Source organism: Pseudomonas sp. IzPS59, from assembly GCF_014863505.1.
GTDB lineage: Bacteria > Pseudomonadota > Gammaproteobacteria > Pseudomonadales > Pseudomonadaceae > Aquipseudomonas > Aquipseudomonas kribbensis.
Genome location: NZ_CP062251.1, coordinates 775,217 through 792,612 on the forward strand (window position 1 = coordinate 775,217; position 17,396 = coordinate 792,612).

Consider the following 17,396-nt stretch of genomic DNA (forward strand, 5'->3'; position numbering starts at 1 on the left):
GGGGCCCGGCGGGATTTTCAGTACCCGATTTTCAGACTGGATATTTCACAAGGAGTTTTTCATGAGTCAGCTGCGCCGCGTCGCGATCATTGGTGGCAACCGCATTCCGTTCGCCCGTTCCAACGGCCCGTACGCCACCGCGAGCAATCAGGTGATGCTCACCGCCGCCCTGGAAGGCCTGATCGAACGCTACAACCTGCACGGCCAGCGCATGGGTGAAGTGGTCGCGGGGGCGGTGCTGAAATTGTCACGGGATATGAACCTGACCCGCGAGTGCGTGCTCGGCTCGCGTCTGTCACCGGCCACTCCGGCCTATGACATCCAGCAGGCCTGCGGCACCGGTCTGGAAGCGGCGCTGCTGGTGGCGAACAAAATCGCGCTCGGGCAGATCGATTGCGGCATTGCGGGCGGCGTCGACACCACGTCGGACGCGCCGATCAGCGTCAGCGAAGGCCTGCGCAAGATCCTCCTGCAAGCCAACCGCGCCAAGACCACTGGCGACAAACTCAAGACTTTCCTGCAATTGCGTCCGAAACATCTGATTCCCGAATTCCCGCGTAACGGCGAGCCGCGCACCGGTCTGTCGATGGGGCAGCACTGCGAATTGATGGCGCAGACCTGGAACATTCCTCGAGAAGAGCAGGATCAACTGGCCCTCGAAAGCCACCACAAACTCGCCGCGTCCTACAGCGAAGGCTGGCACAACGACCTGATGACGCCGTTCCTCGGCCTGACCCGCGACAACAACCTGCGCCCGGACCTGACCCTGGAAAAACTCGCGACGTTGAAGCCGGCCTTCGAGAAAAGCGCCAAGGGCACGCTGACCGCCGGCAACTCCACGCCACTGACCGATGGCGCCTCGGTGGTGTTGCTGGGCAGTGAAGACTGGGCGAAAGAACGTGGCCTGCCGATCCTCGCTTATCTGCGCGACGGCGAAGCGGCGGCGGTGGATTTCGTCAACGGCGCCGAAGGATTGTTGATGGCCCCGGTGTATGCAGTTCCGCGCTTGCTGGCGCGCAATGGGCTGACCTTGCAGGATTTCGACTACTACGAAATCCACGAAGCGTTTGCCGCACAGGTGTTGTGCACGTTGAAGGCCTGGGAGGACCCGGAGTACTGCAAGACCCGGCTTGGATTGGACGCGCCGCTGGGCTCGATTGATCGCAGCCGTTTGAACGTCAAGGGCAGCTCGCTAGCGGCGGGGCATCCGTTTGCCGCGACGGGCGGGCGGATCGTGGCCAACATGGCGAAGCTGCTGGATGCGGCGGGGCGGGGGCGTGGGTTGATTTCGATTTGTGCGGCTGGCGGACAAGGTGTCACCGCCATTATCGAGCGTTAGAAGAGCAAAAGCTTTCCCTCACCCCAGCCCTCTCCCGGAGGGAGAGGGGGCCGACCGAGTTGTCTTACGCTGTACATCGACCTGAAAGATCGGAGTCGATTATGGATTCACAACGCTCGTTCAGGTCGGCGTAGTTCTCAAGCATCCCCCAATCAGTCCCCTCTCCCTCCGGGAGAGGGTTAGAGTGAGGGGGGCTTTTCAGGCTGCCCCCAATCTCAAGTCCGGAACCTGCGCACCAACCCATCCAGCTCATTCGACAACCCCGCCAGACTCTGCGAATCCAGCCGCGCCGAATTCGCCAGCTCCGCCACCAACTGCGCATCACCATGAATCTGGCTGATGTGCCGATTAATGTCCTCAGCCACCTGATGCTGCTCTTCCGCCGCCGTCGCAATCTGGGTGTTCATGTCGCGAATCACATCCACTGACTCACGGATCTGGCCAAAGCTTTCCCGCGCCTCACCGATCCGTGCCACCGACTGCTGCGACACATCGAGGCTGGCACGCATCTGCTGGGTCACGGCGCTGGTGCGCTTGGCGAGGTTGCCCAGCAGCCCGTCGATTTCCGCCGTCGAATCCGCCGTGCGTTTGGCCAGTGCGCGAACTTCATCGGCCACCACCGCAAAACCACGCCCTTGTTCGCCGGCCCGCGCCGCCTCGATGGCCGCGTTGAGCGCCAGCAGGTTGGTCTGTTCGGCGATGGAGCGGATGGTGCCGAGGATCGACTGGATATCGTTGCTGTCGCGTTCCAGTTGCTGCATCGACTGCGCCGACTGTTCCAGCTCCTGGCTCAGTTGATCGACGCTGTGCACCGCCGCATCGATCTGCTGCTGACCTTCGCGGGCCTGGCGCTGGCCGCTGTCGGCCGACTCCGCGGCCTGGCTGCACGAGCGGGCGACTTCGTTGGCGGTGGCGACCATTTCGTGGAACGCGGTCGAAACCATGTCCACGGCTTCGCGCTGGCGTCCGGCGGCTTCGGCCATGTCGCCGGAGACCCGGGTCGAACTCTGCGAAGTGGCGAGGATTTTCCCGGCGGCACCGCCGATGTGCTGGATCAGGCTGCGGATCGCGGTGAGGAACTGGTTGAACCAGTTGGCCAGTTGCGCGGTTTCGTCGCTGCCACGGATGTCGAGGTTTTTGGTCAGGTCGCCTTCGCCCTGGGCGATGCCTTCCAGACCGCTGGCCACGCTGCGGATCGGCCGCACGATCAGGCTGGCGAAACTGGCGCCGACCACCGCGAAGATGACCGCCAGCACGGCGGCGATGATTGCGATCAGCCAGGTGAGTCTGGTGGCCGAGCTCATCACGTCGTTCTGTTTGATCAGGCCGATGAAGGTCCAGCCCAGTTGCTCCGACGGCCAGACGTTGGCCATGTAGCGCTCGCCGTTGAGCTCGACTTCCACCAGCCCCTTGCCGGCCTTGGCCAGTTGCGCGTAACCCTCGCCGAGGCTGTCGAGGGGTTTGAAGTTGTGTTCGGGCTGCTTCGGATCGACCAATACGGTGCCGCTGTTTTCCAGCAGCATCAGGTAACCGGTTTCGCCGAGTTTGATCTGTTTGACGATCTCGGTGAGCTGCTTGAGCGTGACGTCGATACTGACCACGCCACCGTTGCTGCCGAGTTTGTTGTCGATGGTGCGCACGGTGCTGACGTAGGTCGCATCGTCCTGCGCCCAGTAATAGGCGGCGGTGCGGAACGGTTTGCCGGGTTTGGCCTGCGCGGCCTTGTACCAGGGGCGCTGGCGCGGATCGTAGTTGCTCAGTTTGGGATCATCGGGCCAGGAGACGTAACCGCCGGCAGCCGTGCCGACAATCGCGTAGGCGTAGGCCGGGTGGCTGTTGCCCAGATCCTGCAGGAAGGCGAAGACCTTTTTGTCCATCTCGCCCTGCGGGACGCTTTCGGCGTTGGCGCTCATGTAGGTCTTGAGGCTGTCGTCGGTGTTCTTGATCAGCGGTTGGGTCGCCAGGTAATCAACGTTCTGGCTGATACCGTCAAAAAACAGCTGCATGGCATTGCTGACCTGTCGGATCTCGCGTCCGCTGCTGTCGACAAAGCCTTCCCGGGCATCGCTGCGCAGGTTCAGTACCACCAGCGTGGCGACCAGCACCACTGGCAAACAGGCGATGATTGCAAACGCCCAGGTCAACTTCTGTTTGATGTTCATCCGCGCTCCAGATTTTCTTGTAGGCCCACGCAGTGCAGATGACTCGCGGTTTATTGGCAGCCGAAAAACGTTGTTTTCCACTCCACTCCTTGAGTGCGACATCGAAGTTTTTTTGGAACGATTGTCGGACAAATTCCTCTGTCTGTGAGGACTTCGGCTGCCGAAGAGGGAAATTGAGGCTGTAAGAGAAAATTCTTACGAAAGGAACGAAGCTGGATGTCAGATTCTGTCGCAAATGCCCTCAAGTCCTTGCGCCAACAAGTTCGACAGGCTCGGCTATGATTCGCAGCGGTCGATACAAGAGCGGTGGATTGACGTATTTGATCCGGCACAGTGTGTGCATCCACAGGTTCACAGGTCGGCAACCCTTCCCCGTGATGCGGGGATTGCCGTATAACGAGTGACATTCGCGTGTTTGGCAATAAAGGACCCACAATAAAAGCTGATGAAGACTCCAAAACGCATTGAACCCCTGATCGAGGACGGTCTGGTCGACGAAGTGCTGCGTCCACTGATGAGTGGCAAAGAAGCAGCTGTTTATGTGGTGCGCTGCGGCAATCAGTTACGTTGCGCAAAGGTCTACAAGGAGGCGAACAAACGCAGTTTCCGCCAGGCGGCCGAGTACCAGGAAGGCCGCAAGGTTCGCAACAGCCGGCAGGCCCGGGCGATGGCCAAGGGCTCCAAGTTCGGGCGCAAGGAAGCCGAAGACGCCTGGCAGAACGCCGAAGTCGCGGCGCTGTTCCGCCTGGCCAACGCCGGGGTACGGGTGCCCAAGCCGTACGACTTCCTCGAAGGCGTGCTGCTGATGGAGCTGGTGGCCGATGAATACGGCGATGCCGCGCCGCGTCTGAATGACGTGGTGCTGGAGCCGGATCAGGCCCGCGAATACCACGCGTTCCTGATTTCGCAGATCGTGCTGATGTTGTGTACCGGTCTGGTGCACGGTGACCTCTCGGAGTTCAACGTGCTGCTGACGCCGACCGGCCCGGTCATCATCGACCTGCCGCAAGCGGTGGACGCCGCCGGCAACAACCACGCGTTCAGCATGCTGGAGCGTGACGTCGGCAACATGGCGTCGTACTTCGGCCGCTTCGCCCCGGAGTTGAAGAAGACCCGGTACGCCAAGGAAATGTGGGCGTTGTACGAAGCGGGTACGTTGCACCCGGCCAGCGTGCTGACCGGCGAGTTCGACGATCCCGAGGACCTGGCCGATGTCGGCGGGGTACTGCGCGAGATCGAAGCGGCGCGTCTGGACGAGGAGCGCAAGCAAGCGATCCGCGCGGCGGACGACGAGCCCAAGGGCAAGTCCGACGAACCGCCTCCGCCACCGTGGATGCAGTGAGCATCTGAAAAACAAAACCCGGCTCCGGCCGGGTTTTACACATTCAAGGATTGATTGTGACCACCACCTCCCGCAATGCCCGGCTGATCATCACGGCCCGGCTGATTTCCGATTTCGGCGCTTTCCTGAACATGGTGGCGCTGGCCACTTATGTCTACCTGCTGAGCGACAGCGCCATGAGTGTCGGGATCTTCCTGGCCAGTCGGGTGGGCGGCGGGATTTTCGCCAGCCTGATCGGCACCGCGTTTTATCGCCGATGCAGCGGTCGCTGGCCGTTGATGGCCTTCGATCTGCTGCGCGCCGCGGTGCTGGGGTTGTTGCTGATCGTGCCGGTCAGTCAGCAGGCGTTGTTGCTGCCGCTGATCGCGTTCGCTCTGGGTTTTGGTAATTCGATGTTTGCCATCGGCCTCAACAGTCAGTTGCCGCGATTGATCGAGCCGGCGCAGTTGCTCAAGACCAATGCGTGGATCACGTCCGCCTCTTCCATGGCGATGGTCGGCGGCAGTCTGGTGTCCGGGCTGCTGGTGGCCGGGTTTGGTTTTGAAACGGTGTTTGCGCTGAACGCGCTGACCTATTTGCTGGCGGCCGTGTTGATTGCTCCGCTGCGGTTCAGCGCACCTGAACCGGTGGCCGAATCAAGCGCCAAACAGGGTGAGTGGTCGGCGTTGTTGCAGGGATTGCGCAGTGCCCCGGTGGTGGCGGCGATGCTGGCTGTGACGATGGCCGATACTTTGGGTAGCGCTGCGCACAACGTCGGCTTCCCGATCATTTCCAGATTGCTGACCCCGGACTCGGCGAGCACCACGCTGGGCCTGATGCTCGCGGTGTGGGCCGTCGGCAAACTGCTGGGCGCACGAATTGCCAGTCGCCTGAACGGCTCTGACAATATCCATCTGGAGCGACGCTACTTCGGCGGCGTGCTGTTGATGTCCTGCGGTTTCATCCTGATGTTCCAGCAGCACAGCGTCGTCGGTCTGTTGCTTTTTTCACTGCCGGCCGGGTTGGGCGATGGTTTCTCGGAAGTGGGTTTGATGTCACGGTTGCAACGGGAACCGGAGCCCCTGCGTCTGCCGATCTTCAGCTTCCTGACGCTGTTGCAGATGACCGGGTTCGGCATCGGCATGCTGATCGCCGCACCGTTCTACAACTGGTGGGCGCCGGGTGCCGTGGTGTTGCTGTTCCACGGCATTCCCCTCGTCACTGTGCTGTCGATGAAGATCCTCTTGCTCAGGCGCGGGCGGGCTGCGCGCAGCAGCCCGACGCCAGCTCCTTGAGGATCGGGCAGTCCGGGCGGTGGTCGCCGTTGCAGTGTTCCACCAGGTCCTGCAGGGTGTCGCGCAGCTCGCCGAGTTCGCGAATCTTCTGATTCAGCTCGTCGATGTGCTGGCGGGCCAGGGCCTTCACATCGGCGCTGGCGCGCTGGCGGTCCTGCCAGAGCGTCAGCAGTTTGCCGACCTCCTCCAGCGAGAAACCCAAGTCCCGCGAACGCTTGATGAACGCCAGCGTATGCAGGTCATCGTCACCGTAGACGCGATAGCCGCTGTCGGTGCGATGAGCAGCCTTGAGCAGACCGATCGACTCGTAATAACGGATCATCTTCGCGCTCAGGCCGCTCTGGCGGGCCGCTTGGCCGATGTTCATCGGTTGTCCTCCAGATCCTCGGGTTTCCAGGTTTTCAACAGTAGCGCATTGCTCACCACGCTGACGCTCGACAGGGCCATCGCCGCGCCGGCCAGCACCGGATTGAGCAAGCCAAACGCTGCCAGCGGAATGCCGATCAGGTTATAGACGAAGGCCCAGAACAGGTTCTGGCGGATCTTCGCGTAAGTCTTGCGGCTGATCTCCAGCGCGGCCGGCACCAGTCGCGGATCGCCGCGCATCAGGGTGATACCGGCGGCGTGCATGGCCACGTCGGTGCCGCCGCCCATGGCGATGCCGATATCGGCAGCGGCCAGCGCGGGGGCGTCGTTGATGCCGTCGCCGACCATGGCCACGACACCGGTTTTCTTCAGCTCGGCGACGGTGGCGGCCTTGTCCGCGGGCAACACCTCGGCGTGGACGTTTTCGATGCCCAGCGCTTCGGCGACGACGCGGGCGCTGCCGCGGTTGTCACCGGTCAGCAGGTGGCTGTGGATATGTCGCGCAGCCAGTTGTTGCACCGCGTGCAGCGCGCCGGGCTTGAGGGTGTCGCCGAAGGCGAACAGACCGAGCACGCGGGTAGCGGGGCTTTGTTCGATCAGCCACGACAGTGTCCGGCCTTCGTTTTCCCAGGCCTTGGCGGACTCCGCCAACGTGCCGGCGTCCAGACCGGTTTCTTCCAGCAGTCGACGATTGCCCAGCGCCAGACGTCGACCGTCGAGATGGCCGGCGATGCCGCGACCGGTCAGGGACTGGCTGTCGCTGACATCCGGCACCGCCAGATTGCGCTCGGCACAGACATCCAGCACCGCTTTGGCCAGTGGATGTTCACTGCCGCGTTGCAGTGCGCCAGCCGCTGTCAGCAGAGCGCTTTCATCACCGTTGATCGCACTGAAATGCGCGATGCGCGGGGTGCCGGAGGTCAGGGTGCCGGTCTTGTCGAACACGACGCTGCTGACTTCATGGGCACGTTCCAGCGCTTCGGCGTCCTTGATCAAAATCCCGTGGCGCGCCGCCACGCCGGTGCCGGCCATGATCGCGGTCGGTGTCGCAAGACCAAGAGCGCAGGGGCAGGCGATTACCAGCACCGCGACGGCGTTGATCAACGCGGTTTCCAGTGGCGCGCCGTACAGCCACCAGCCGATCAGCGTGGCCAGGGCCAGCAGCAGAACCGTCGGTACGAACACCTGACTGACTTTATCCACCAGTTTCTGGATCGGCGCCTTCGCGGCCTGAGCGTCTTCCACCAGACGGATGATCCGCGCCAGCACGCTTTCCGCACCGAGCGCCGTGGTGCGCACCAGCAGGCGGCCTTCGCCGTTGATTGCACCGCCGGTGACCTTGTCGCCCGGCTGCTTGGGCACCGGCAGGCTTTCGCCGCTGATCAGTGCTTCGTCGGCGTGGCTCTGGCCTTCCAGCACTTCACCGTCCACCGGGAAACGTTCACCGGGTTTGACCAATACCAGGTCGCCGAGGCGCAGGGCACTGATGGCGACGTCCTGTTCACGGCCATCGATGACCTGAATCGCCCGCTCCGGCCGCAAGGCTTCCAGTGCTCGGATGGCGCTGGCGGTCTGGCGTTTGGCGCGGCTTTCCAGGTATTTGCCGAGCAGCACCAGCGCGATGACCACTGCCGAGGCTTCGAAATACAGATGCGGCATGCCCTCGGTGGTCGTGGCCCATTCATAGAGACTCAAGCCGTAACCGGCGCTGGTGCCCAGGGCCACCAGCAAATCCATGTTGCCGGCCCCGGCGCGCACGGCTTTCCACGCGGCCACATAAAAACGTGCACCGAAGATGAATTGCACCGGAGTGGCGAGGGCGAATTGCGCCCAGGCCGGGAGCATCCAGTGAATACCGAACGGTTGCAGCAGCATCGGCAACACCAGCGGCAAGGCGAGGGCGATGGCGCAGATCAGCGCCCAGCGCTCGTGGTTCAGGCGTTGCTGATGATTGTCGGTCTGGTGTTCAAGTTCGAAGAGGCTGGCCGAATAACCGGCCTTGCTCACGGCGGCGATCAGGGTTTGCGGATCGACGGCGCCGAGCAGCTCGAGGTGGGCGCGTTCGTTGGCGAGGTTGACGCTGACGCTCTTCACCCCTGGCACTTTGTTGAGGGCACGTTCGACACGACCGACGCAGGAGGCGCAGGTCATGCCGTCGATGTTCAATTCCACGGTTTGCTGCGGCACGCTGTAACCGGCGCGCTCAACCGCTTCCATCAGTGCCGGCAGGCTGTCGCCGGGAGCCTGCACCCGGGCCTGTTCGGTGGCGAGGTTGACGCTGACGGCACTGGCGCCGCTGACTTTGCTCAAGGCGCGCTCGACGCGGCCGGCGCAACTGGCGCAGGTCATGCCGCTGATGGGCAGATCGAACGTGATGGAATCGGACATCGGTCGTACTCCCTGTAGTGGATGCCTACAGGATCAACCTTGCCATGCTGGCAAGGTCAAGGCCAAAAAAAGGGGGAGCCTGCCGGCTCCCCCTTTTCGGGCCCTGGCTCAGTATTCGAGCGCGGCTGGCCGCAGGTACAGTCCCCTTTGATCGTTGGACGCGATCCGGTACTTCACCACACTGCCGGCCTTGAGCGTGATTTCCTGCGCCGGTGGTGCCAGCATCCCCGGCTTGCAGCCCGGCATCTGGCTTGGCTCCAGTTTCAGACGAATGGAAACTTTGCCGTAGGGCAGATTGAACGATGTGGTCTGTTCCTGAAGCAGCCGCCCGGCCAATTGGTCCTGGATATACACGCCGATCTCGCAGGAAGTCGGCACTTCCAGACGCTCGCGGGAGATGATCAGAACGGCGTAATCCTCGCCGGTCGCGTTGGCCTGGGGCAGGCAGGCAAAGAAGCTGAGTAGGCCAAACAGGCTGAAAGCTGACCAGCGCATGGCTGAATCTCCTGAATTGATGTCATGGATGCACGCAGCTTGGCCGAGCGCGGCGCCGATTGCCAGCCCGGCAGTTGTTTGCAGAACTTGACCTTGCCATCGTGGCAAGCTCGACACTGCCGGCAACCTCACTCAAAGGAGTCATTCCATGCAAGTGTTCAGTGTTGAAGGCATGTCCTGCGGTCACTGCGTCAAGGCCGTTACCCAGGCGGTGCAGAGCAAGGATCCGGCGGCCAGCGTGCGGGTCGATCTGGCGGCGAAGGAAGTCGGTGTCGAAAGTGCGTTGAGCGCCGAACAAGTGATCGAGGCGATCAGCGAAGAAGGCTACGCCATCAGACTCGCCTGAACTTTTTAATAGTTAGCGAGCTACCGGATTGTTCAAGGCGTCCTCGCGCGGCTAGACTGTCGGGCTGCACTCTTAACCAAAGTGCCCGCCCAACTGCCTGCCAAACCTGGACGCCTGATGAACTTCCGTACCATTCTGATTCTCGGTGCCTTGACCGCTTTCGGTCCGCTGGCGATCGACTTCTATCTCCCCGCATTTCCCTCCATGGCGCTGGCGTTCGGCACCGATGAGAAACACGTCCAGCTGACGCTGTCGGCTTATTTCTTTGGCTTGTCCATCGGCCAACTGGCCTACGGTCCGGTGGCGGATCGTTTCGGACGGCGGATTCCATTGCTCACCGGCCTGGTGCTGTTCACGCTGGCGTCATTGGCCTGCGCTTATGCGCCGAATCTGGAGTGGCTGATCGGTGCGCGGTTCGTTCAGGCACTGGGCGGTTGTGCGGGGATGGTGATTGGCCGGGCGGTGGTCGCCGATAAATGCGATGCCGTGGAATCGGCGAAGGTCTTTTCGCAACTGATGCTGGTGATGGGGCTGGCCCCGATCCTGGCGCCGATGCTCGGCGGTCTGCTGGTCAACACCACGGGTTGGCAGTCGATCTTCCTGGTGCTGACCGGGTTCAGTGCCTTGGCCGGTCTGGCGGTTGCCCTCGGCCTGCCGGAAAGTCTGCCGGCCCATGTTCCGCGCCAGCCACTGTCCGGTGCGCTGCGTCAGTACGCTCGCCTGCTGACCGACCCGATCTACATGGGCCATGCCCTGACCGGTGGCATCGCCATCGCCGGGATGTTTGCCTACATTGCCGGCTCGCCCTTCATTTTCATCAAGCTGTACGGCGTTCCGCCCGAGCATTTCGGCTGGCTGTTCGGCACCAACGCCGCGGGCTTCATTCTGGTGGCACAGGTCAATGCGCGACTGTTGGCCAAGCGTGGCCCGGCGTTTCTGTTGTCGCGGGCGGTCTGGGTCTACTTCGGTGCCGGGCTGACATTGCTCGCGGTCAGTGCCCTGCACACCGAGGCCCTGTGGCCGCTGCTGATTCCATTGTTCATTTGCGTGGCGAGTCTTGGCTGCATCAGCCCCAACGCGGCGGCGAGTGCGATGAACGGCCAGGGCGCTCGCGCCGGCAGTGCTTCGGCATTGCTCGGGTGCATGCAATTCAGCGTCGCCGCCGGGGCTTCGGCGCTGGTGGGGGTCTTGCACGACGGCACCGCCGTGCCGATGGCCATGATCATCAGCCTGTGCGGTCTGTTGGTGGTCAGCGCGGCGATGCTCACCCGGCGCATGCAGAATGCCCGGGCGCTGGCAAAGGCGCAGGCCGAAGTCTGAACGGAAAAAACTCAGCCGACAGCGCGTTGCTGGGTAATCTCGGGAATCTGATGGGGCGCGTGCAGACGCGCTTCGAGGGTGCGGGTGAAGGCCAGGGCTTCGGCTTCACTGCGGAATGTCACGGCGTGCTGGTCAAGGCGAACTTGCCATTGGGACTTTGCCACTTCTTTTATCAGGATCTTCATTGCTGACCTCCCGTACGTAAAAGATTGCATCGCAGAGGTTTCGATTGTAGACCCGAATACGATCGCAATTGTGACAAGGGTCAAGCATCTGACTGACGGCAAAAAGTGACCGCAGCCCCCGAGTCAGCCACTTCTGGCGCTGACGAAGACTGCGGCCTCCGGAGTTTTAGAAACTTTCTAAAACAATTTTCCCCTTGGCCTTGCCGCTTTCCAGCAATTCATGGGCACGGCGCAGGTTGCTCGCGTTGATCTTGCCGAAATGCTCGCCCACCGTCGTCTTCAACGTCCCGGCATCGATCAGGTCCGCCACGCGGTTGAGCAATTTGTGCTGCTCGATCATGTCCGGCGTTTCGAACAGCGAGCGGGTGTACATGAACTCCCAGTGCAGCGACAGGCTCTTGCGCTTGAGTTTGGTCACGTCCAACGACTTCGGATCATCGATCAGCGCCAGTTTGCCCTGCGGCGCCAGGGCCTCGACCAGTTGGTCCAGGTGCTGATCGGTCTGGGTCAGGCTGGCGACGTGTGTCACGTGGGCCAGGCCGGCGCGCTTCAGTTCTTCGCTCAACGGCTGGCTGTGATCGATCACCAGGTCAGCGCCGAGCTCGCTCACCCAGTCGTGGGTCTGTGGACGGGAAGCGGTGCCGATCACTTTGAGCCCGGTCAACTGGCTGGCCAGTTGGGTGAGGATCGAACCCACGCCGCCGGCCGCGCCTACGATCAACAGGCTCTGACCTTCGTCAGTGTTGCCTTCGCGGATTTGCAGGCGTTCGAACAACAGCTCCCACGCCGTGATGGCGGTCAGCGGCAGGGCGGCGGCTTCGGCGAAGCCGAGGCTTTTCGGCATGTGGCCAACGATCCGCTCATCTACCACGTGCAGTTCACTGTTGCCACCGGCCCGGGCGATGGAACCGGCGTAGAACACCTTGTCACCGGCCTTGAACAGCGTCACTTCGCTGCCGACCGACTTGACCACACCGGCCACGTCCCAGCCCAGCACTTTGGCGGCGGCGCCTTCTGGCGCGACGTTCTGCCGAACCTTGGTGTCGACCGGGTTGACCGAAATCGCTTTGACTTCCACCAACAGGTCGCGCGGGCCGGCCACTGGCTCCGGCAGTTCGATGTCTTGCAGGGATTTTTCGTCGCTGATGGGCAGGGATGCGTAATAGGCGATGGCTTTCATGGATGACTCCGAAAAGTGCTTACTTAAAGGAAGGATTCAGGCGATGGCGCGCAGACGTTTGAGCTCGAAGTGTTCGAGGAACGCCTCGGCCTTGCTGCGGAAATGCTGGATATGCGCACTGTCGTCGTGGGCCTGCAGGGCTTCGTCGCTGGCCCACTGTTCGATCATGTAGAAGGCCAGCGGGTTGGCCAGGTCCTGGTGCAGATCGTATTGACCGCAACCGGTTTCGGCGCGGGTCGGTTCGATCAATGCACGCAGGTGCTGTTCGAGGGCGTCCTGCTGGCCGGGTTTGGCGATCAGGGTGGCGATAGCGGTGAAGGGCTGGGACATGGTCGACTCCGGAACGAGATGAATTCGATGGGAGGCATGATTGGCTATTTCTACGCGAGATAAAACCGGCTAAAAGAGCAGTCTCTTTCAATGTTTTTTTGATAATCGAGGCTGGAATGCTGCGTTTCGATGACTTGCAGTTGTTTGTCCGGGCGGCGGATCTGGGCAGCCTGTCGGCGGCGGCACGGGGGATGGACATGTCCGCCGCCGTGGCCAGCGCGGCGCTCAAGCGTATCGAGCAACAGCTCGGCGCACGGCTTCTGGCGCGTTCCACCCGCAGTCTGCGGCTGACGTCCGAGGGCGAAGGTTTCCTCGAATACGCCCGGGCGGCGCTGAGCAACCTGGATGAAGGTCGTCGTCTGCTGGCCAGCGGTCAGGATCAGGTCAGCGGAATCCTGCAGTTGTCGGCGCCCTCGGATTTCGGCCGCAACCTGCTGCTGCCGTGGCTCGACGAGTTTCAGCGTGAACACCCGAAACTGACCGTGCGCCTGCTGCTGGGCGACCGCATTGCCGACCTGTTTCGCCAACCGGTGGACATCGCCTTGCGCTACGGCGAACCGGAAGACTCCAGTCTGGTCGCGCTGCCCATCGCCGCGCAGAACCGGCGGGTGCTGTGCGCCTCTCCGGGCTATCTGGCGAAACATGGCGAGCCGACGCAACTGGAGCAGCTCGCGCAGCACAATTGCCTGTTGTACATGCTGGGCCGTCGGGTGCACGACCACTGGAGTTTTCATGACGGCAAACGCGAAGTCGGCCTGACCGTCAGTGGCGACCGTTTCAGCGACGATGCCGATGTGGTGCGCCTATGGGCCGTCGCGGGGGCGGGCATCGCGTACAAATCCTGGCTGGATGTGGCCGGTGATGTTCTTGCGGGGCGATTGAAAGTGCTGCTGCCGGGGCTGCTCTGCGAGCGGGCTCCGCTGAATCTGCTGTGCGCCCATCGCGCACAATTGAGTAAGCCGGTGAACCTGTTGAGGGAGATGCTCGCCAGCCGTTGCGCGGAATTGAGTAGCCGATTTCCCGCTTTTCCGCAGGTTGATCATTAGTCGCAGGCAAAAAGCGAAATTTCTGTCAGGAACAATCACCAGATGGACCTGCTCCGGCGCAGGACGCTGCGGGCAACCCGCTTATACTAGCGCTCGCCTGAAGCCTGCACCCGCACGCAGGCACAGGCATGATCGGACAGACACCGGCCGGGTAACGGTGACGGTCGTGTCGAGTACTGCGAATACCGGGTGGCAGTGTGTTGCCTTGCCTCGGATCAAGGCGTTTTTGCGCGGCTTGGCCGACGACTGATTACTGGTCAAGATGTCTCTGAGCAGTAAACGATACGATTCAACAGGGAGTGAATACATGGAACATGCACCTTGCATCAGCCAGATCGCCACGTTGCTGGCCGATCCCAAACGCAGCGCGATGATGTGGGCGCTGATGGATGGTTCGGCCCGGCAGACCGAGGAACTGGCGCTGCTGGCGGGGCTGTCGCCCTCATCGGCGAGTGCGCATCTGGGGCGCTTGTCCGCTGGCGGTCTGTTGAAGGTCGAGGCTCGCGGGCGTAAGCGCTTCTTTCGCCTGGCGGCTCCGGAAATCGGCGCGGCCATCGAGGCTTTGGCCAGCGCCACGATCGCCAGTGCCCCGCGGGAAATCCCCGATGTCTTCAAACGCGCCACACCCATCGCCAAACCCCAGTCCGCGCCCTCTTCCCTGCTGCGTGCGCGTTTTTGCGACGACCATCTGGGCGGCACACTGGCGGCCGACCTGTACCAGCGTCTGCTGGATGCCGGCTGGATCGAACAGCTCGAACATCGGGTGGTGGTCACCCACAAGGGGGCGACACAATTGGCCAGTCGCGGGGTCTTCATCCAGGCGCTGGCCCACCGTAACGCACAGGTAGCCTGTGCGTGCCCGGACTGGAGCGAGCGTCGCCCGCACATGGGCGGCTCGCTGGGCGCGGCGTTGTTGCAGCTGTTCATGCAGTCCGGCTGGTTGACGCTGCCCAACGACTCCCGCGCCCTGCAACTGACGGCGACGGGACAACGGGAAATTCATCGATTCGCTCGAGAGACCGAGCTGGAAATGGCGCTGTAGAGCGCTTTGCTCCATTGCCCGGATGACTGGCGTCGCCTACGGCTGCGAACAGGTCGCATCTGGCACAAAAGCTGAACGGCTATCGCGCACACTCGATCCGCAGACATTTCGGATGGAGGAGGTGGCATGGACACGGGAAGCTTCAGCGCGGCGGATCGACTGGAACGCCTGCCGGTCAGCGGTTATCACCGGATCATTTTCATCATCATCGCCCTGGCGTTTTTCTTCGACTCCATGGATCTGGCGATGATGACCTTCCTGCTCGGCTCGATCAAAACCGAATTCGGCCTGAGCAGCGCCGAAGCCGGTCTGCTGGCCAGTTCGAGTTTTTTCGGCATGGTGCTGGGGGCGTCGCTTTCCGGGCTGCTGGCCGATCGTTTCGGTCGCAAACCGGTGTTTCAGTGGAGCATCGTGTTGTGGGGGCTGGCCAGTTACCTGTGTTCCACCGCACAAACGGTCGAGAGTCTGACGCTGTTCCGCATCCTGCTGGGGATCGGCATGGGCATGGAGTTTCCGATTGCCCAGTCGATGCTGTCGGAGCTGATACCGGCCAAGCGTCGCGGGCGTTACATTGCCTTGATGGACGGTTTCTGGCCGTTGGGGTTTGTCGCCGCCGGGGTGCTGTCGTATTTCCTGCTGCCGCTGATTGGCTGGCGTGACATCTTTCTGGTGTTGGCGGTGCCGGCGGTGTTTGTGCTGGCGATCCGTTTTTTCATTCCCGAATCGCCGCGCTGGCTGGAGCAGGCCGGCAAGCATGAGGCGGCGGACAAAGTGTTGTGCGGGATCGAGGATCGGGTGCGAAAGTCGCTGGGCGGGGCTGCATTGCCGGAGCCGGTTCGCCTGCCTCGGGTGATCACGCCACCGGGCAATTTCCTGTCGGCCCTCGGGCAGATCTGGTCGCCGCTGTACCGCCAGCGCACGATGATGATCTGGAGCCTGTGGTTCTTTGCGCTGCTCGGGTTCTACGGCCTGACCTCCTGGCTCAGCGCGTTGCTGCAACAGTCAGGGTTTGCGGTGACTCAGTCGGTGTATTACACGGTGCTGATTTCCCTCGGCGGGATTCCCGGATTTCTGATGGCGGCGTGGCTGGTGGAGCGCTGGGGGCGCAAACCGGTGTGCATCATCACGTTGCTTGGCGGCGGGGTGATGGCCTTTCTGTATGGCCAGAGTGCGGTGTTCGGCGGCAATGTCGGACTGCTGATCGGCACGGGCCTGTTGATGCAGTTTTTCCTGTTCGGCATGTGGGCGGTGCTCTACACCTACACGCCTGAGTTGTACCCGACGTCGGCGCGGGCGACGGGTTCCGGGTTCGCCTCGGCCATCGGGCGCGTGGGTTCGCTGCTCGGGCCGTTGGTCACCGGGCTGGTGTTTCCGATTACCGGGCAGGGCGGGGTGTTTGCGCTGGGGGCGTTGTGCTTTGCGATAGCCGCGGGAGTGGTGTGGCTGTTCGGGATGGAAACCCGGGGCAAGACGCTGGAAGAGTTGACCGAAGCGGTTGTGCGCTGAGACATGAAAAGCCGTTCGAACACCGGTGTGTTCGAACGGCTTTCTGCTGTTACGGCTTTACCAGCCGTGCATCCAGGCTGTTCTGCGCCAGGCGTTTGGCCTGATCCTGGGTCATGCCCAGATGTTCGTGCAGCGCATGGAAGTTCTCGGTGACATAACCGCCGAAGTACGCCGGGTCATCGGAGTTCACCGTGACCTTTACGCCGCGCTCGAGCATGTCGAGGATGTTGTGCTGCGACATGTGATCGAACACGCAGAGCTTGGTGTTCGACAGCGGGCACACGGTCAGCGGAATCTGCTCGTCGATGATCCGCTGCATCAGGCGCTCGTCTTCGATGGCGCGCACGCCATGGTCGATGCGCTGGATTTTCAACAGGTCGATGGCTTCCCAGATGTACTCCGGCGGGCCTTCTTCGCCGGCATGGGCAACGGTCAGGAAGCCTTCGTGACGGGCACGGTCGAACACACGCTGGAACTTGCTCGGCGGGTGACCCATCTCGGAGCTGTCCAGACCTACCGCGACAAACGCATCACGGAACGGCAGCGCCTGGTCGAGGGTTTTCTGCGCTTCGTCTTCGCTCAGGTGGCGCAGGAAGCTCAGGATCAAACCACTGGTGATGCCCAGTTGCTGCTCGCCATCCTTCAGGGCGGCGGCGATGCCGTTGAGCACCACTTCGAACGGGATGCCACGGTCGGTGTGGGTCTGCGGATCGAAGAACGGCTCGGTGTGGATCACGTTCTGTTCTTTGCAGCGCAGCAGGTAAGCCCAGGTCAGGTCATAGAAATCCTGGGAGGTGCGCAGCACGTCGGCGCCCTGGTAATACAGGTCGAGGAATTCCTGCAGATTGTTGAAGGCGTAAGCCTTGCGCAGGGTTTCGACGTCGCTCCACGGCAGGGCGATCTTGTTGCGTTCGGCCAGGGCGAACAGCAGCTCGGGCTCCAGCGAGCCTTCGAGGTGCAGGTGCAGTTCGGCCTTGGGCAGGGCGTTGAGCCAGTCGTACATATTCTTTTCTCATCAGGTGCAATGACGGCATTCTACAGATGCGCGCCGAAACAATTGGCAAAACCTGACCAA

At 62.2% G+C, this 17,396-nt stretch carries 16 protein-coding genes and 1 pseudogene; 8 read left to right on the forward strand and 9 right to left on the reverse strand.

The annotated features are described in order from the left end of the window. Positions 1–61: 61 nt before the first annotated feature. The gene (locus tag IF189_RS03405; protein ID WP_192552810.1) at positions 62–1,339 is read left to right on the forward strand and encodes an acetyl-CoA C-acetyltransferase; all 1,278 of its coding nucleotides are present in this window, start codon (positions 62–64) and stop codon (positions 1,337–1,339) included. A 215-nt stretch (positions 1,340–1,554) separates the two neighbouring features. Here the strand turns inward: IF189_RS03405 and IF189_RS29075 are convergent, their stop codons facing one another. Then, on the reverse strand, positions 1,555–2,322 hold the full coding sequence (locus tag IF189_RS29075; protein ID WP_371850984.1) for a methyl-accepting chemotaxis protein: 768 nt from the start codon (positions 2,320–2,322) through the stop codon (positions 1,555–1,557). 138 nt (positions 2,323–2,460) lie between these two features. Further along, positions 2,461–3,603: pseudogene (locus IF189_RS29080) on the reverse strand (cache domain-containing protein); the annotation flags it as partial. Between the two features lie 343 nt (positions 3,604–3,946). Here IF189_RS29080 and IF189_RS03415 point away from each other — a divergent pair. After that, a complete protein-coding gene (locus IF189_RS03415) occupies positions 3,947–4,843 on the forward strand; it encodes a PA4780 family RIO1-like protein kinase (RefSeq protein WP_085684872.1) in 897 nt (298 codons plus the stop codon). Positions 4,844–4,899: 56 nt separating this feature from the next. Continuing rightward, complete coding sequence (locus tag IF189_RS03420) at positions 4,900–6,117, forward strand: MFS transporter (RefSeq protein ID WP_192552812.1); 1,218 nt, start codon at positions 4,900–4,902, stop codon at positions 6,115–6,117. Here IF189_RS03420 and cueR read toward each other — a convergent pair. From cueR to IF189_RS03435, 3 genes are all read right to left on the reverse strand, one after another. Next, positions 6,071–6,484, reverse strand: a complete 414-nt coding sequence (cueR, locus tag IF189_RS03425; RefSeq protein ID WP_134825374.1) for a Cu(I)-responsive transcriptional regulator — start codon at positions 6,482–6,484, stop codon at positions 6,071–6,073. The two genes, IF189_RS03420 and cueR, sit on opposite strands and share 47 nt — an antisense overlap. After that, positions 6,481–8,871: a heavy metal translocating P-type ATPase gene (locus IF189_RS03430; protein ID WP_134825375.1), complete on the reverse strand. Its 2,391-nt coding sequence runs from the start codon at positions 8,869–8,871 to the stop codon at positions 6,481–6,483. The genes cueR and IF189_RS03430 overlap by 4 nt, the downstream gene beginning before the upstream one ends. A 108-nt stretch (positions 8,872–8,979) precedes the next feature. Continuing rightward, positions 8,980–9,366 (reverse strand): hypothetical protein, encoded by a 387-nt coding sequence (locus tag IF189_RS03435; RefSeq protein WP_114881306.1) that lies wholly within the window; start codon positions 9,364–9,366, stop codon positions 8,980–8,982. A 148-nt stretch (positions 9,367–9,514) separates the two neighbouring features. On the opposite strand from IF189_RS03435, the gene IF189_RS03440 reads away from it, so the two are divergent. Then, complete coding sequence (locus tag IF189_RS03440) at positions 9,515–9,712, forward strand: heavy-metal-associated domain-containing protein (RefSeq protein WP_085711270.1); 198 nt, start codon at positions 9,515–9,517, stop codon at positions 9,710–9,712. A 117-nt stretch (positions 9,713–9,829) separates the two neighbouring features. Next, complete coding sequence (locus IF189_RS03445; protein ID WP_192552813.1) at positions 9,830–11,032, forward strand: multidrug effflux MFS transporter; 1,203 nt, start codon at positions 9,830–9,832, stop codon at positions 11,030–11,032. Between the two features lie 11 nt (positions 11,033–11,043). Here the strand turns inward: IF189_RS03445 and IF189_RS03450 are convergent, their stop codons facing one another. From IF189_RS03450 to IF189_RS03460, 3 genes are all read right to left on the reverse strand, one after another. After that, positions 11,044–11,217 carry a hypothetical protein gene (locus tag IF189_RS03450; protein ID WP_167443758.1) on the reverse strand — a complete coding sequence of 58 codons (174 nt, stop codon included), beginning with the start codon at positions 11,215–11,217 and terminating at the stop codon, positions 11,044–11,046. Between the two features lie 166 nt (positions 11,218–11,383). Then, positions 11,384–12,397 (reverse strand): zinc-binding alcohol dehydrogenase family protein, encoded by a 1,014-nt coding sequence (locus tag IF189_RS03455; RefSeq protein ID WP_134825377.1) that lies wholly within the window; start codon positions 12,395–12,397, stop codon positions 11,384–11,386. 36 nt (positions 12,398–12,433) lie between these two features. Next, on the reverse strand, positions 12,434–12,727 hold the full coding sequence (locus tag IF189_RS03460; RefSeq protein ID WP_134825378.1) for a putative quinol monooxygenase: 294 nt from the start codon (positions 12,725–12,727) through the stop codon (positions 12,434–12,436). A gap of 116 nt (positions 12,728–12,843) precedes the next feature. Here IF189_RS03460 and IF189_RS03465 point away from each other — a divergent pair, with 116 nt between their 5' ends. From IF189_RS03465 to IF189_RS03475, 3 genes are all read left to right on the forward strand, one after another. Further along, positions 12,844–13,773: a LysR family transcriptional regulator gene (locus IF189_RS03465; RefSeq protein ID WP_134825379.1), complete on the forward strand. Its 930-nt coding sequence runs from the start codon at positions 12,844–12,846 to the stop codon at positions 13,771–13,773. Between the two features lie 307 nt (positions 13,774–14,080). After that, positions 14,081–14,815, forward strand: coding sequence for an ArsR/SmtB family transcription factor (locus tag IF189_RS03470; protein ID WP_134825380.1), 735 nt, complete (start codon positions 14,081–14,083; stop codon positions 14,813–14,815). Positions 14,816–14,941: 126 nt separating this feature from the next. Then, a complete protein-coding gene (locus tag IF189_RS03475) occupies positions 14,942–16,321 on the forward strand; it encodes an MFS transporter (RefSeq protein ID WP_134825381.1) in 1,380 nt (459 codons plus the stop codon). A gap of 49 nt (positions 16,322–16,370) precedes the next feature. On the opposite strand, the gene IF189_RS03480 is transcribed toward IF189_RS03475, so the two are convergent. After that, positions 16,371–17,324: an adenosine deaminase gene (locus tag IF189_RS03480; protein ID WP_011332312.1), complete on the reverse strand. Its 954-nt coding sequence runs from the start codon at positions 17,322–17,324 to the stop codon at positions 16,371–16,373. Positions 17,325–17,396 lie beyond the last annotated feature (72 nt).